Here is a 15,232-nt window from a genome sequence, read left to right as displayed (position 1 = left end):
CAATAAATGATGGTTATCTAAAAGTTTTGGTGAAACGAGCTTTTAACTGTTTTTTATGAGGATAATATCATGGCACGACCAACATTTAACTGGGATGACGCATTTTTGCTAGAGCAACAACTAACCGAAGAAGAACGCCTTGTTTACCGTTCGGCAGTTGAGTTTTGCCAAAATGAGCTAATGCCTGTTGTAACAGATGCAAACCGCAACGAAACCTTTGATACGAATATTATGCGCAAGATGGGTGAGCTTGGTTTATTGGGCGTAACCATTGATGGATACGGCTGTGCTGGTTTATCAAGCGTTGCTTACGGATTAATTGCCCGTGCGGTTGAGGCAGTTGATTCAGGTTATCGTAGTGCCATGAGTGTGCAGTCAAGTTTGGTGATGCATCCTATTTGGGCATACGGTACCGAAGAGCAAAAACAAAAGTATCTACCAAAACTTGCGACAGGTGAGTACATTGGTTGTTTTGGTTTAACTGAGCCTAATGCCGGTTCTGATCCTGGTTCTATGGAAACACGTGCCAGAAAAGTTGAAGGCGGTTATCAGCTTAAAGGCAGCAAAATGTGGATTACTAACTCACCAGTTGCGGATGTGTTTGTTGTTTGGGCAAAAGATGATGAAGGTGACATCCGTGGTTTTGTGCTAGAAAAAGGCATGGAAGGTTTGTCTGCGCCTAAAATTGAAGGTAAATTTTCACTACGTGCTTCAATCACTGGTGAGATTGTGATGCAAGATGTGTTTGTACCAGAAGAAAATGCCTTCCCAGATATTCGTGGTTTAAAAGGTCCATTTGGTTGCTTAAATAAAGCACGTTATGGTATTGCATGGGGCGCAATGGGTTCTGCAGAATTTTGCTGGAAGGCGGCACGTCAATATACATTAGACCGCAAACAGTTTAATCGCCCGCTAGCAGCGACTCAGCTAGTACAACTAAAACTTGCTGACATGCAAACCGAAATTAGCTTAGGTTTACAGGCAGCACTGCGTGTTGGTCGCTTAATGGATGAAGGTAAAGCTGCGCCAGAAATGATTTCATTAATCAAACGTAACAACTGTGGTAAGGCACTTAACATTGCCCGTGTTGCTCGTGATATGCACGGCGGTAATGGCATTAGTGATGAGTTCCATGTTATCCGTCATGTGATGAACCTAGAAGCAGTTAATACTTATGAAGGTACGCATGATGTACACGCCCTAATTTTGGGTCGTGCGCAAACTGATATTGCAGCCTTTGGCTAACCAACAGTTGGTTAAATAGATATAAAAGTCGCTGCCTATAAATTGGTTAGCGACTTTTTTAAGTTTAACAGCGTTATTAAAATGGAAAAAGATAAATGCAAAACATACAATCATTACAAGGCATTAAAGTTGTCGATTTATCTCGCGTGTTGGCAGGTCCATCATGCACCCAAGTATTGGCTGACTTAGGCGCAGAGGTAATAAAAATAGAACGCCCAAATATTGGAGATGAAACTCGCCATTGGTCACCACCAACGTTTGAAAGTGATGAGGGAGAAAAAACCAGTGCATATTTTGCCACGGTTAACCGCAATAAACGCTCTCTAACGGTGGACATGTCAAAGCCTGAAGGACAAGCCATTATCAAAAAAATGCTAGAAGATGCTGACGTATTGGTAGAAAACTTTAAAGTAGGTAACCTAAAAAAATATGGGCTAGATTACGAGAGTGTTAAGCAGATTAACCCTAAATTGGTGTATGCCTCGCTAACAGGGTTTGGGCAAACAGGTGTGGATGCCCACAAAGCAGGTTATGATTATATTATCCAAGGTATGTCGGGTTTAATGAGCATTACAGGACCAGCGGATGCTGAACCTCATAAAGTTGGGGTTGCCGTGGTAGATTTGTTTGCAGGGTTACAACTAACCATTGGTATACAATCTGCCTTATTGGCAAGGACTTTAACAGGTGAAGGGCAACATGTTGATGTGGCACTTATGGATAGTGCGATTGCCATGCTTGCCAATGTGGGAATGAACCACTTAGCAACAGATGCTGTCCCACCAAGGCTGGGTAATGCACACCCAAATATTGTGCCGTATCAAGTATTTGAAAGTAGTGATGGTCACTTTATTTTGGCATGTGGAAATGACAAACAATTTGAAAAAATTTGTCAGGCGATGCAACAAGTTTGGCATCAACAGCAAAAGTTTGCAACCAATCCAGAACGTGTTGCTAACCGAGATGAGCTTATTTTGCTTATGCAATCTGAAATTGCGAAGCAACCGCGTGATTATTGGTTACAAAAGTTTGAGCAGGCAAGTGTGCCATGTGGTTCAATCAACAATATTGCCGAGGCAGTTGCGTTGCCACAAGTACAACATCGTGAGATGGTGGTTAAATTTAAAAACAGCCCAGTTAAAGCGTTGGGTAGCCCAATTAAACTCTCGCAAACACCAGTGCAATATGTTACCCCGCCACCCAAACTTGGAGAACATACTCAAATAATATTGCAGGAGTTGGGATATGCTGATGATGAAATTAAGAGCATGCAGGCACAAGGGATTATTTAACGGCTTAATTAAAGGTTTTTAAGCGTGATTATTGAATAATCTCACTGATTTGATTGGCTAAATCTTTTAATGCGGGGACGATCTTATTAATAAGGTCGTCTTCTTTCCAATAACTGCTTGGCACGCTGGCGTTAACTGCAAATAGGCGTTCCCCATTTTTAATGGCAACCGCAACCGCTAATATCTCACTAGAATAGTCACCACTAGAAATACTAAACCCTTGTTTTTGATATTGCTGTTCTTGTTTTTCAAGTAGATCAATAGCATTTTCATAGTCTGTTTTATTGCTGATTCGTTGTTGCAGGTGATGAGTGATTGCCTGTTTTACCTCAGTGCTTGCACAGGCATAAAAAGCTCGACCAATGGCGGTTTGCTCTAACGGAACTTGAGACCCCACTTTTAAATTAACAGATATGCGTGAAGGGCTGCGATAACACGCCAAATATTGCATCATACCTGCTTGGTGACTTGCAATATTGACAGAGGTTTCATATTTTTGCGCAAATTGTTTTAATAAAGGCAAGGCAAGTTGGCTGATGTCGGATTGCATTGCGATTTGTCCACCCATTTTTAGGGCTTGCTTACCTAAGTAGTAATCGCCCGTTTGTTTGTTGTGAGTTAAATATTGGCAATAGACTAAGGTGTATAGTAGCCGTGTTGCAGTGGCTTTGGGCAAGCCAGTTTGGTTACAAACTTGTTGGTGCGTGAGTTTGTGGTTGCCATCTTTAAAGCAGTTTAAAACAACCAGTCCCTTAACTAAGGAAGCGATTAGTTTTTTATCGCTATTTTGTAGATTTTCAATGCTAAGGTTAGTGGTGTTTTGTGTCATTTTTATACGTTGCTATATTATTTTTTAAATATTTGTTTAGTTGGTTTTAAATGGGGGCTAATGCCGATGTTAGCTTTTTTTAAAACTAATGCGCTGCTCTATAAGTATAGCAAGTGCCACTAATGCTTTGCTGGTTTTTATCCGTTTTTTTTCATATTCGGTTTTTACAAAACTAACAGCAACGCCTGCAATGGGCTTGCCTGTATTGTCTAAAATATGGGTGCCAACACAATACATACCTTCACGTAACTGACCATCATCCAATGAGGTTTTGTCAGCTCTTACTTTAATTAGCTCTTCTTCTAGTTGCTCAAAATTTGTCACACTGTAAGGTGTTAATGCCTTAGGCATGGCATGAGCATACATGGCTTTTATTTCTTCAATTTCAAAAGTTGACAGCATGGCTTTACCCGATGCCGAGAAGGTGGCAGGAACACGGATACCCGGACGAAAAGTAAACCCAAGTGGGGCAGGGCTTTCATGGCAGGCTAAAAAAACCACTTCTCCAGTTTGTTCATCTAAGCTTGAGAGGGTGACAGTTTGTTCCATCAAAAAAGGGAATTGAGTCATGGTTTCATGAAATAACGAAATAATATCTTGCTGAGACTGAAATTTACCCGACCAATACAATAAGTATGAACCCAGCGTAAATAGGTTATGGGCATCTTTGTGTAGTACCCCTTTATTGGTCATAGTACTTAATAAGTTGTGCGTACTGCTACGTGCCATATTTAAGTCTTTGGCTATTTGTGAAGCAGAAACAGGCTGATTTATTGCGGTTAGGTAATCTAAAATCAAAAATGCTTTGTCTAATGCAGGTACATTACTGCTATTTGAGGTGTTCTTTGTTTGCTTGGTTGTCATATTTTACGGCTCTAAAAGCGTTAATAAAAAAAAGTTTACAATTTGGTTAAATAATACTTGTCAAATTAATGTCACAAATCTTATAATCCTTTATGTTCTATATAAAGAATTATTGTTCAGTATTATGAACAAATATCCCCTATAAAGTCAAGGATGGAAATGTCATGCAGAATCTAAAGAACCCAGCATTATTTAAAACCGCCTGTTTTATTAATAACGAATGGCAAAATGCCGCAAGTGGCGACACCACTGATGTAACTAACCCATTTAACGGAACAAAAATTGGTACCATCCCCAACTTAAGTTTTGAGGAAGCCACAAAAGCAGTTGAGTGTGCGGATAGTGCTCAGCATAGTTGGGCTAAAATGACAGCCAAACAGCGTAGTGACTTACTTAATAAGTGGGCTGATTTGATTGATGAAAACCAAGAAGACCTAGCTGTGATTATGACAACCGAGCAAGGTAAGCCACTAAAAGAGTCGCGTGGTGAAATTGCTTATGCCAACAGTTTTGTACGCTGGTTTGCAGAAGAAGCAAAACGCGTTTATGGCGATGTTATCCCAGCAGCAAATCCAGATTTACGCTATGTTGTTTTAAAACAACCTGTCGGTGTTTGTGCCGCAATCACTCCGTGGAACTTCCCATCTGCAATGATTACTCGTAAAGCTGCACCCGCATTGGCAGCAGGCTGTACTATGGTTGTAAGACCAGCGACCGAAACACCTTATTCTGCTTTAGCTTTAGCTGAGCTTGCTTTGCAGGCAGGCATTCCTGCTGGTGTTTTTCAGGTGATTACAGGTAAGTCGTCAGTGATTGGTAAAGCTTTAACCAAAGATAAGCGAGTGCATAAACTCTCATTTACTGGTTCAACCGAAGTGGGTCGTATCTTGATGGAAGAATGCTCAAGCACGGTTAAAAAATTGAGCATGGAGCTTGGTGGTAATGCCCCATTTATTGTGTTTGATGATGCAGATTTAGAAAAAGCGGCTGAGGGCTTAATTGCTTCAAAATACCGTAATGCTGGTCAAACTTGCGTTTGTGCTAATCGTGTGTATGTGCAGTCAAGCGTTAAAGACAAATTTTTAGAGATTTTTACGCAAAAAGTAAATGCTCTAAAAGTAGGTGACGGACTACATGAAGAGACAGAGGTTGGTCCGCTTGTTAATCAATCGGCTTTAGAAAAAGTGCAAGCATTATTGCAAGATGCGATTGATAAAGGGGCAACCTTAGTAGCAGGTGGGGACCAAAACAGTGCCTCTGACCTTAGCTTTAACCCAACGGTTATTACCGACATTACGCCAGCAATGGACATTGCGAGTGAAGAAATTTTTGGACCCATTGCACCAGTATTTATTTTTGAAACTGCTGAAGAAGTTATTGAACACGCTAACAATACTATTTATGGACTGGCAGCATATTTTTATACAAACAATATGGCTCGTTCATGGAAAGTTAGTGAAGGGCTAGAGTATGGCATGGTTGCTCAAAATACAGGGTTACTATCAACTGAGGTTGCGCCATTTGGCGGTGTTAAACAGTCTGGTTTTGGGCGTGAAGGCTCTAAATATGGTATTGAAGAATACGTTAGCACCAAATACTGGTGTCAAGACGTTAAATAAGTTGTTTTGATTTTATCAAGGTTTAATTTAAAAATTACGAAATAAAAGGATATTTTTATGAGCACAAATAAAGCGCTATTAGAGCGTCGTTTAAAAGTACTGCCAAAAGGTCTTGGCATTGCGTTTCCAATTTTTGCGCAAAAAGCAAAAAATAGTGAAATTTGGGATGTTGATGGCAACCGTTACATCGACTTTGTTGCTGGTATTGGTGTACTTAATACAGGTCACACGCATCCAAAAATTACTGCGGCAGTGAGTGAGCAAATCCAAAACTTTTCACATACTGCTGGTCAAATCGCCAGTTATGAAAGCTATGTTCAGCTTTGTGAAGAGTTGTGTAAAAGAGCACCGATTGAGAATGCAAAAGCATTTTTATTAACCACAGGTGCAGAAACCGTAGAGAATGCGATCAAAATTGCGCGTGCAAAAACAGGTCGCCCAGGTGTTATCGCATTCCGTGGTGGTTGGCATGGCCGTACGCTATTAGCATTGGGATTAACTGGCAAAGTCATGCCATACAAAAAGAACTTTGGTCCAATGCCTGCGTCTATCTATCACGCTGCATTCCCATGCCCTGCTAATAAGATTACTGAAGAAGAGGCACTAGAAGATTTAAAAATGATCTTTAAATGTGACATCGACCCTTCAGAAGTGGCCGCAATGATTGTTGAACCAGTTCAGGGCGAGGGTGGTTTTCATCAGTTAACACCATCTTATGCTAAAAAGCTGCGTGAAATTTGTGATGAGCATGGCATTATGCTTATCTTTGATGAAGTACAGTGTGGCTTTGGTCGTACAGGGACATTATTTGCGACCGAACAACTCGGCGTTGAGCCAGATTTAATGACTTCTGCTAAAAGTTTGGCAGGTGGTTATCCTATCTCAGCCTTAATTGGTAAAGCAGACGTTATGGATGCAGCACAGCCAGGTGGCTTGGGTGGCACATATGCGGGTAGCCCATTGGGTACAACAGCTGCACTAAAAGTGCTTGAAGTCATTGATGAAGAGAACTTACTTGAGCGTAGTAAACACATTGGTGAAAAGATTGGTAACTTTTTAAAAGATTTAAATTTACCGCAAATCGCGAATATTCGTTACAAAGGCGCAATGCTTGCATTTGATTTAGTAGATGCAGATGGCAATCCAGATGCTGATGCAACCAATGCGTTAAAAGCCGCCGCGTTTGAAAAAGGACTGCTTTTAGCATCTTGCGGTATGTATTTTAACTCTATCCGCGTGATGGTACCGTTAACAGTCGAAGAAGAAATCCTAGATGAGGCTCTGGAAATTATTAAGTCTTGCCTATAATTGATTTGTTAGATTGTTTTTCTGGCGTAGGTAAAGGCTTTAATCCGCAGTTACCTACGCTTTTTTATTTTGTATAGTTAAGAGGGAACTTACATGTCAAATAAATTAAATAAGTCGTTAAATACCCTAGATATCGTTGCATTGGCATTTGGTGCAATGGTTGGTTGGGGCTGGGTTGTACTAGCAGGTAGTTGGGTGCAATCAGCAGGTGTGATGGGGGCAGTACTGGCATTTTTATTGGGTGGTATTGCCGTTATTATGATTGGGCTGACGTATGCTGAGCTAGCAGCCTCTATGCCAATTACTGGGGGTGAACATATTTATACCCACAGGGCAATGGGGACGCATATGTCATTTTTATGCTCATGGAGCATTTTGTTTGGTTATATCTCGGTTGTGGCATTTGAAGCTGTAGCCCTACCTACAGTGATTGAATATTTTATCCCCAATTATAACCAAGGGTTTATGTACAATGTAGCAGGGTGGGATGTTTATGCCACTTGGGTACTTGTTGGTATGGTTGGATCAATTGCCGTAACTTGGCTTAATATTGTTGGCTTGAAAGTAAGCGCATTGTTCCAAAAAATTGCAGTAACAGGTATTGCCATTGTTGGTATTATGCTGTTTATTGGTGCTTTATTATTTAATCCTGATGCCAGCTTTGCAAGCCTTAAAGCCCCTAGTTTTATTGATGGCACAGCAGGGATTATGACAGTTATTGTTATGGTGCCATTTATGTTTGTTGGGTTTGATGTAATTCCGCAAGCGGCAGAAGAGATTGATTTAACTCGCCCTAAAATAGCCATGTTTTTAATTATCTCATTGGTTATTGCTGTACTTTGGTACATGGGTATCGCTTGGAGTGTTGGGCAGACTTTAACGTTTGAACAGGCTCAAAATTCTTCTCTTGCAACGGCCGATGCAATGGCAAATGCGTGGAATGGTAAATGGGCGGGTAACTTACTTGTACTAGGCGGCGTTTTGGGTATTTTATCTAGCTGGAACTCATTTTTAGTGGGTGGTAGCCGCTTAATGTATGCCATGGCAAAAGGGCATATGCTCCCTAACTCTTTGGCAAAAGTACACCCAAAATACAATACACCCGTTTATGCGATTTTATTGATTGGTCTTTTGGCAACAATTGCCCCATTATTTGGTCGTAAAATGTTGGTTTGGATTGTTGATGCAGGTGGCTTTGGTATTGTTATTGCTTATACTTGTGTGGCATTAGCATTTTTAGTATTGCGTTTTAAAGAGCCAGATATGGTACGCCCGTTTGTGTTGCCAGCAGGTAAATTAATTGGTGTGATTACCTTAATTTTAAGCTTTGCTTTATTGTACATGTACTTGCCTGGTAGCCCAGCGGCGTTAGTGCCTGTTGAGTGGGCTATTTTTGCTGGTTGGATGGTACTTGGTTTAATATTGTATGTGATGGCATTAGCAAAAGCACCAGGTAAGTGTAAAGAGTTTATGGATGAAGAAATTAATGCGATTAAAGCAGAAAACCAGCAATGGCTTGCAGATCATGGATTACCTACCAGTAAGGCATTTGAACATAAGTAAGCTTATTTAACTTAAATAATTAATTACTGATACAAAGATTATTAATACAAAAAAAGGCACTCATATAATTATGAGTGCCTTTTTTAAGTATATAAATCAAAATAGCAAAGCGAATCAGCTTTTATCACGGATTAGTTTATAGTTTAAAAACTCACCAATACCCAGCTCACCCAACTCTCTACCAAAGCCAGAAATTTTAACACCACCAAAAGGGGTCTCTGCTTCGGAGGCAGAGTCAGCATTAACAGTTACCATACCAACTTCAAGTTTTTCAGACAAATAGTCAATCGTCTCTTGATTTGTGGTATGGATAGATGCTCCCAGCCCATAGGGGGCATCATTAGCAAGTGAAATTGCCTCATCTATTGTATTTACCTTATGCACGACCGCAACAGGTCCAAACAACTCTTGATGGTATACATCCATATCAGAGGTTACATCGGTAAGAACCATTGGATCAAACCAAGCGGTGTTATCACTATTATCAGCACGCATACCACCATCAACCAGTACAGTGGCGCCTTGCTGAATGGCTGAATCAACCTGCTTTTGTAGTCCTTTTGCGGCTAAGTTAGAAGATACAGGACCCATAAAAGTATCGTCAAGAAGTGGGTCGGCAGGCGTGATGGCTTTAACTGCTGGAATAAACTTATCCATAAAGGCATCATAAATATCTGCCATAATGATAAAGCGTTTGGCAGCATTGCAAGCCTGACCACAATTACCATAACGCCCACTGATGGCATATTTTACGGCATCTTCTAAATTTGCATCTGGCATCACAATATAGGGATCAGAACCTCCAAGTTCTAGAACTACTTTTTTAAGTGCAGCCCCAGCCGTTGCAGCAACTGATGCTCCCGCACGTTCAGACCCTGTTAAAGAAACTCCTTGAACTCGGCTGTCATTAATTATATCTGCTGATTGCTCAATACTTGCAAAAATATTGTTATATACGCCCTTTGGTACGCCAGCCGCCAATACAATTTCTTCAATGGCGAGTGCTGTTTTTGGGCACTGCTCGGCATGTTTTAAAATCATGGTGTTACCAGCCATGAGGTTAGGGGCTAAAAAACGCACGACTTGATAATGTGGATAGTTCCAGGGCATGATGCTATAAAGCACACCAAGTGGGCGTTTAATGATTTTTGCACTACCCTCATTTACTTCAATTGTATCGTCAGCCAGCATTTTTTCGGCATTATTGGCATAGTACTTGATAATGTGGGCAGCAAAGCTAACTTCACCCAAAGCGGCACGGATAGGCTTTCCCATTTCTTCAGTGACTATCTCGGCAAGTTTTTGCTTGTTTTGCTTGTAGCCATCAGCAATGGCTAATAATAGTTGTTTGCGTTCACTAAGCGTTGTATTCTTCCAGCTTTGATAAGCATTATGGGCAGATTCGATAGTACTTTGAACTTGCTCATTGGTTGCATTATCAAAGGTCTCTACAACTTGTCCGGTTGCGGGATTGGTTACTTGATATGGTCTCATTTTACTATCCTTTTTAGGATGGACTTGATGTTTTAAATATTAAAGTATGTTGACTTAATATGAATAAATACGCCAGTTAAATATAACACTTAACTGGCGTATATTAGATTCAAAGCATAATATGCCAATTAAGCCATTGTGCTACCTAGTATAACAAAGGTAATGACTGCTAAAACAGCACCAAATAAAGCATATGGGAACTGAGTGAAAGCATGTTGCATTGGTGTACAACCAGCACCTTGTGCTGCCAGTAGTGATGAATCACTAAAGAAACAGGCATGGCTACCAAATGAAGATGCAGAAAGTAAAGCACCAATCATAAGAGGCGTACTAACACCTAAGGTTGCCGCTACTGGGAATACGATTGGCATCGCAATAACGTATAGACCCCAACTAGAAGAAGTAGCAAATGTTAAAAATGCCATGACTGCAAAGATAACGGCAGGGAAGGTCGCTGCTGTCATGTGCGGTGCAATGGTTTCAATAATAAAGGTTGTCATTCCTAAATCGTCATTAATTGACTTTAGGAAGAAGCCACCCACAACTGTAGATAGAGGGTAAAGCATTACTTTAAAGCCTTTAAAGATACCTTCTACTTGATCTTCAAAATTTAAGATGCCCTGTGCCCAGTACAAAATAACCGTAACAAAACAGGTTAATAAAGCACCTTGTAATAGATCTACCTCAAAATAAATGGTAGAAGCAATTAACAACAACATAGGGAAGGCAAAGTTAAAGATGTTACGGCCAAATGACACTTCTTTTTTTGCTTTATGCTGGCTGACTAAGTCTTCGGCAGCTACACCATCAGGGATTGGTTGCCCTTGCTTAGCACGTGCTTCAGCTTTTTTCATTGGACCCCAGTCACCAAAAATACCAAAAGCAACTAAAAATACAATTAATAATGCAAACCAAGCATAAGCCATGTAAGGAATCGCACTAATATAAGTGAGCATGCCTGTGCCTTCTTCTGCAACCCCATTTTCTTCTAATAAACCAGAAAAGAAAACTGCCCAAGTAGAGATAGGTACAATAATACACATTGGAGCGGCGGTTGAGTCAACGATATAGGCAAGTTTTTCACGCGAAACTTGATAATAGTCGGTTAGTTTTTTAACCGAAGTAGAAACGGCAAGACAGTTTAAGTAATCATCAATAAAAATGATTAAACCTAAAATCGCTGTAGACACCATAGATTGACGGCGATTTTTGATAATCTTTTTCAAAAATTCACTAAAGCCATTTAAGCAACCACTCATTTCTAACAGTTGGATAAAACCACCCATTAAGCCACAAACTAGGATAATCCATACAATGGTTTCGTCACCCAAAACTTCAGAAATTTTTCCAGAAAAGGGGGATACCAAATCAAATGGATTTAGCATAACTAAACCAGCAACACAGCCAGCAATCATAGATTCAAATGGTCTTCTTGTAACAATTGCAGCTACTAAGACTAATAGGGTGGGTAGTAAAGAGTACATACCCCAGGGGGTATCGGCTTCGTGTGTTCTTGAAATAATTAAAAAGGCAATATAAACAGCGATGATAGCAGCTAACGAAAAGAAAGCCTTTGTATTAGAAAACATCGAGTTGACGTTTTGCTCAAGGTCTTTTTCACTCATGATCCTTTCTCCTTGTGAAATATAAAAAATTTTACAAATAAATATCCATGAAAATGCTTTAGTGCTCAAGTATGATACTTAAGCCGATAAGCAAAAATAGGTATGTGGTAGTAGCTTGAACATTTCCTTTTGAAAAATACTATCCTTGAAATATAATGCTCAAAAACTACCTTTTTGCAAAAAAAGTGTTAAAAATAATAAAACAAAAGTACCTAACAAATCAATAGGTAAATAGAAATAACTCTTAAGAAAATTACCAAGGTTATCAATCAGATAACCTTAGCTTAATTATATTTTTAATAAATATTAATAGTAGGGCTATTAGATACCAAATTTATCTTTAAAGCCATACCACCAAGAGCCAACGACAGAATATGGAACACGAAGTGCACGGCCACCAGGGAATGGAATCCAAGGAATTTGTGCAAATCTGTCAAACTCAGAAGTATCACCATTAATGGCATTTGCTAAGATTTGACCAAACAAATGCGTGCCAGTAACGCCGTGACCACTGTAGCCATGTGCAAAGAAAACACGCTCATGTAATTTGCCCATTTGTGGTACGCGAGAGAAAGATAACGCAAAGTTACCACTCCATGCGAATTCTGTTTTCACATCTTTTAAAACGGGAAATATTTTTTCCATGTTTGGGCGTATTTTGCCTTCAATGTCGGCAGGGTCAGTGCCACCATAAACGGTGCCACCTCCAAACAACATACGCTTATCAGCAGATAGACGATAGTAATCTAAAATGTATCGAATGTCTTCTACGCACAAGTCACTTGGAATCAGTTCATCAGCTAAGTCACCTAAAGGTTCGGTTGCAATGATTTGAGTAGAAACCGGCATTACACGGTCAGTGAGTTTTGGAATAACTTTGTTTAAGTAGGCGTTGCCGCAAATCACGGCTTTGTCGCATTTAACGCTGCCAAATTCGGTAATCACTAAAACATGGTCATCATGGTATTCGATATCTACTACCAATGTGTTCTCGTAAATTTTACCGCCATTTTTTTCAACCGCATCTGCTTCACCAAGGGCAAGGTTAAGTGGATGAATGTGTCCACCAGAATAGTCAAGCATGCCACCAACATAAGCATCGGTATTAATGTACTGTTTAACTTCGTCTTTACCAATGAGTTCACGGGTTTCAATGCCGTGACGTTTCCACAGTTCATGAGTTTCTTTTAACTCTTCCATGTGTTTGTTGGTAAGAGCAGCAAAAAAGTTTAATTTTTTTAAATCGCAGTTGATATCATAATCGGCTACAAAGCGACGGATAATATCACCACCGCGCATTACCACGCCACCAACATAGTCGGCAGTATCACGCCCGTAAGCACGCTCAATTTTTTGTAAGCTGGCGTTTAATCCATTAACGATTTGACCACCGTTTCTTCCAGAAGCACCCCAACCAATTTGAGCGCCTTCTAGCATGATAACATTGTGCCCAGCCTCAGTTAAATGTATCCCTGTTGATAAGCCACTAAAGCCACAACCCACAATACAAATTTCTGCTTGGATGTCTTCTTGTAACGCAGGACGCTCTGGTTTTGGGTTCGTACTAGCCGCATAATAACTATCAGGATATTGACCTTGTTCTGAATAGTGCGGTATATTACGTTTGTTATTGCTCATTGATACTACTCCTTACACGTCTTGTAAATAAGTTGAATATTCTAAATCAGTAACTTGGGTAGCGAAACGTTTTGCTTCTTGTTTTTTAACACTAATTAACAGTTCAACCATTTCTTCAGGGAACAAGTCGCTAACGACTTCGCTTTCTTCAAATTCTTTAATTGCTGATAACCAATCTAATGGCAAGTATTCAATATTATCTTCATCATAAGTTAGCTCGTTAATTGGTTCTGGTGGTGTGAGCTTGTTTTGTAAGCCATGCAACATACCAGCTAATACAGCGCTACAAACTAAATAAGGGTTGGCGTCTGCGCCTGATACACGGTGTTCGATACGGCGTGCTTTAAAGTCACCGCCAGGAATGCGGATAGCTGCTGTGCGGTTTTCATATCCCCAAGAGATATTATTAGGGGCAAGTGTACCTGGTGTATAACGACGATATGAATTGAAATGCGGTGCAAAAATTAGCGTGCAATCTGCCATAACATCCATTAAACCAGCGACAGCTTGTTGTAGTTTTTCTGAGCCTTTTTCGGTACCATCATCAAAAATGTTGTTGCCGTCTTTATCTAGCAAACTACAATGCACATGGAAACCGTTGCCAGATTGCTTGCCAAATGGTTTTGCCATAAAGGTGGCGGTAAAGCCATATTTAGCAGCGACTGATTTAAGTACTTGTTTGAAGATAATCGCATCGTCAGCAGCTTTTAATGGGTCATCAACGTGCAATAAGTTAATTTCAAATTGCCCACAACCATTTTCTGCCAGTGCCGCATCAACAGGGATGTCTAATTTTTTGCAGTGAGCATAGACATCATCTAAAAACTCATCAAACTGCAATAAATCATTAATACTTAAAATAGAAGTTTTGTTTAATCGTAGCCCTGTTTTTGGGTTGATTGGTGGTTTGGGTGATTTGCCTTCTTTATAATCGGTCAAATAAAACTCAAGCTCGGTTGCCATAACCGGCGTTAAACCAAGCTCTTTAAATTTGTTAGTAATGTTAGCAAGAACATGACGGGCATCGCCATAAAAAGGGGTTCCGTCTTCATTATAAAGCCAAACTGGTAGCATGGCAGAAGGTTGACTGGTGTTGATAAGCGGTAGCACGCCGCGTCCTGTTGGCATTGCCATAGCATCAATATCACCATTTGATTGAGAAGACTCAATAACATCTGCTCCCCAAATATCAACGCCTAAAATAGATAAAGGTAATCGAATGCCGTCATTTTCGGCTTTTTTAAGCTGTGCATAGGGGATTCGTTTACCACGCATAACGCCATTGATATCACCTGAGGCAATATACACAAATTTTGTTTTTTTATCTGTTGAAGGTTGATTTTTAGACTCGCTCATAAAGTGACTCCTCCTGAGTGTTATGAGTGCTGCCAACGTTGCTTCCTTTACTTCAGCAAATCATATTCATACTTTTTAAATATGATAGATAAAATTGACAGGCTTATTATGAATGTTAACTCGCTTTTACATCTGTGTTGTTTAATTAATCTAGAAAGATACCTTTACGTTTAAAAAGTAAGGTATACAACTATTTAAGTAACTAATATATTATTGAAAAATAAATATGTCAAATATTTAATTGTTTACAGTTTTTGTAAACTAAAAAAAACATTATTGGTTAAATATAAAAAATTAGAGTTATTTTTTTTACTTAATGATATTGCTATGCTATATTCAATATCATTAAGCAGTAGGTTTTATTTTGGCAAACTGATTGTTTTAAGTTTAATCAATTGT

General features: G+C 39.7%; 11 protein-coding genes. 5 read left to right on the top strand and 6 right to left on the bottom strand.

From position 1 onward, the window contains the following. Positions 1-69: 69 nt before the first annotated feature. Together VH441_RS04120 and VH441_RS04115 are read left to right on the top strand one after the other, a co-directional pair. Positions 70-1,245 (top strand): acyl-CoA dehydrogenase, encoded by a 1,176-nt coding sequence (locus VH441_RS04120; protein WP_434354215.1) that lies wholly within the window; start codon positions 70-72, stop codon positions 1,243-1,245. Between the two features lie 95 nt (positions 1,246-1,340). Next, positions 1,341-2,537, top strand: coding sequence for a CaiB/BaiF CoA transferase family protein (locus VH441_RS04115; protein ID WP_434354214.1), 1,197 nt, complete (start codon positions 1,341-1,343; stop codon positions 2,535-2,537). Between the two features lie 28 nt (positions 2,538-2,565). Here the strand turns inward: VH441_RS04115 and VH441_RS04110 are convergent, their stop codons facing one another. Next, entirely contained in the window at positions 2,566-3,366 is an 801-nt protein-coding gene (locus tag VH441_RS04110) for an IclR family transcriptional regulator (protein WP_434354213.1), read from the bottom strand. 69 nt (positions 3,367-3,435) lie between these two features. Next, on the bottom strand, positions 3,436-4,230 hold the full coding sequence (locus tag VH441_RS04105) for an IclR family transcriptional regulator (RefSeq protein ID WP_434354212.1): 795 nt from the start codon (positions 4,228-4,230) through the stop codon (positions 3,436-3,438). Between the two features lie 164 nt (positions 4,231-4,394). Here VH441_RS04105 and VH441_RS04100 point away from each other — a divergent pair, with 164 nt between their 5' ends. From VH441_RS04100 to VH441_RS04090, 3 genes are all read left to right on the top strand, one after another. Next, entirely contained in the window at positions 4,395-5,849 is a 1,455-nt protein-coding gene (locus VH441_RS04100; protein ID WP_434354211.1) for an NAD-dependent succinate-semialdehyde dehydrogenase, read from the top strand. A 57-nt stretch (positions 5,850-5,906) separates the two neighbouring features. Beyond that, positions 5,907-7,157 carry an aspartate aminotransferase family protein gene (locus VH441_RS04095; protein ID WP_434354210.1) on the top strand — a complete coding sequence of 417 codons (1,251 nt, stop codon included), beginning with the start codon at positions 5,907-5,909 and terminating at the stop codon, positions 7,155-7,157. Between the two features lie 93 nt (positions 7,158-7,250). Next, complete coding sequence (locus VH441_RS04090; RefSeq protein ID WP_434354209.1) at positions 7,251-8,720, top strand: APC family permease; 1,470 nt, start codon at positions 7,251-7,253, stop codon at positions 8,718-8,720. 114 nt (positions 8,721-8,834) lie between these two features. Here VH441_RS04090 and VH441_RS04085 read toward each other — a convergent pair whose 3' ends face one another. The 4 genes from VH441_RS04085 to VH441_RS04070 all read right to left on the bottom strand — a co-directional run bounded on the left by VH441_RS04085 (position 8,835) and on the right by VH441_RS04070 (position 14,833). Beyond that, entirely contained in the window at positions 8,835-10,214 is a 1,380-nt protein-coding gene (locus VH441_RS04085) for an NAD-dependent succinate-semialdehyde dehydrogenase (protein WP_434354208.1), read from the bottom strand. A gap of 128 nt (positions 10,215-10,342) precedes the next feature. Further along, a complete protein-coding gene (locus tag VH441_RS04080) occupies positions 10,343-11,839 on the bottom strand; it encodes a Na+/H+ antiporter NhaC family protein (RefSeq protein ID WP_434354207.1) in 1,497 nt (498 codons plus the stop codon). Between the two features lie 321 nt (positions 11,840-12,160). Next, a complete protein-coding gene (locus VH441_RS04075; protein ID WP_434354206.1) occupies positions 12,161-13,477 on the bottom strand; it encodes an NAD(P)/FAD-dependent oxidoreductase in 1,317 nt (438 codons plus the stop codon). 12 nt (positions 13,478-13,489) lie between these two features. Further along, on the bottom strand, positions 13,490-14,833 hold the full coding sequence (locus VH441_RS04070; RefSeq protein WP_434354205.1) for a glutamine synthetase family protein: 1,344 nt from the start codon (positions 14,831-14,833) through the stop codon (positions 13,490-13,492). Positions 14,834-15,232 lie beyond the last annotated feature (399 nt).

Source organism: Psychrobacter sp. HD31 (assembly GCF_051097895.1).
Classification (GTDB): Bacteria; Pseudomonadota; Gammaproteobacteria; order Pseudomonadales; family Moraxellaceae; genus Psychrobacter.
Note: the sequence above shows the minus strand (reverse complement) of the source record. Positions and strands in the feature narration are given on the sequence as shown.

Coding starts and splice junctions, on each gene's coding strand:
- VH441_RS04120 (WP_434354215.1), top strand. CDS start 70: ATGGCACGACCAACATTTAACTGGGATGACGCATTTTTGCTAGAGCAA.
- VH441_RS04115 (WP_434354214.1), top strand. CDS start 1,341: ATGCAAAACATACAATCATTACAAGGCATTAAAGTTGTCGATTTATCT.
- VH441_RS04110 (WP_434354213.1), bottom strand. CDS start 3,366: ATGACACAAAACACCACTAACCTTAGCATTGAAAATCTACAAAATAGC.
- VH441_RS04105 (WP_434354212.1), bottom strand. CDS start 4,230: ATGACAACCAAGCAAACAAAGAACACCTCAAATAGCAGTAATGTACCT.
- VH441_RS04100 (WP_434354211.1), top strand. CDS start 4,395: ATGCAGAATCTAAAGAACCCAGCATTATTTAAAACCGCCTGTTTTATT.
- VH441_RS04095 (WP_434354210.1), top strand. CDS start 5,907: ATGAGCACAAATAAAGCGCTATTAGAGCGTCGTTTAAAAGTACTGCCA.
- VH441_RS04090 (WP_434354209.1), top strand. CDS start 7,251: ATGTCAAATAAATTAAATAAGTCGTTAAATACCCTAGATATCGTTGCA.
- VH441_RS04085 (WP_434354208.1), bottom strand. CDS start 10,214: ATGAGACCATATCAAGTAACCAATCCCGCAACCGGACAAGTTGTAGAG.
- VH441_RS04080 (WP_434354207.1), bottom strand. CDS start 11,839: ATGAGTGAAAAAGACCTTGAGCAAAACGTCAACTCGATGTTTTCTAAT.
- VH441_RS04075 (WP_434354206.1), bottom strand. CDS start 13,477: ATGAGCAATAACAAACGTAATATACCGCACTATTCAGAACAAGGTCAA.
- VH441_RS04070 (WP_434354205.1), bottom strand. CDS start 14,833: ATGAGCGAGTCTAAAAATCAACCTTCAACAGATAAAAAAACAAAATTT.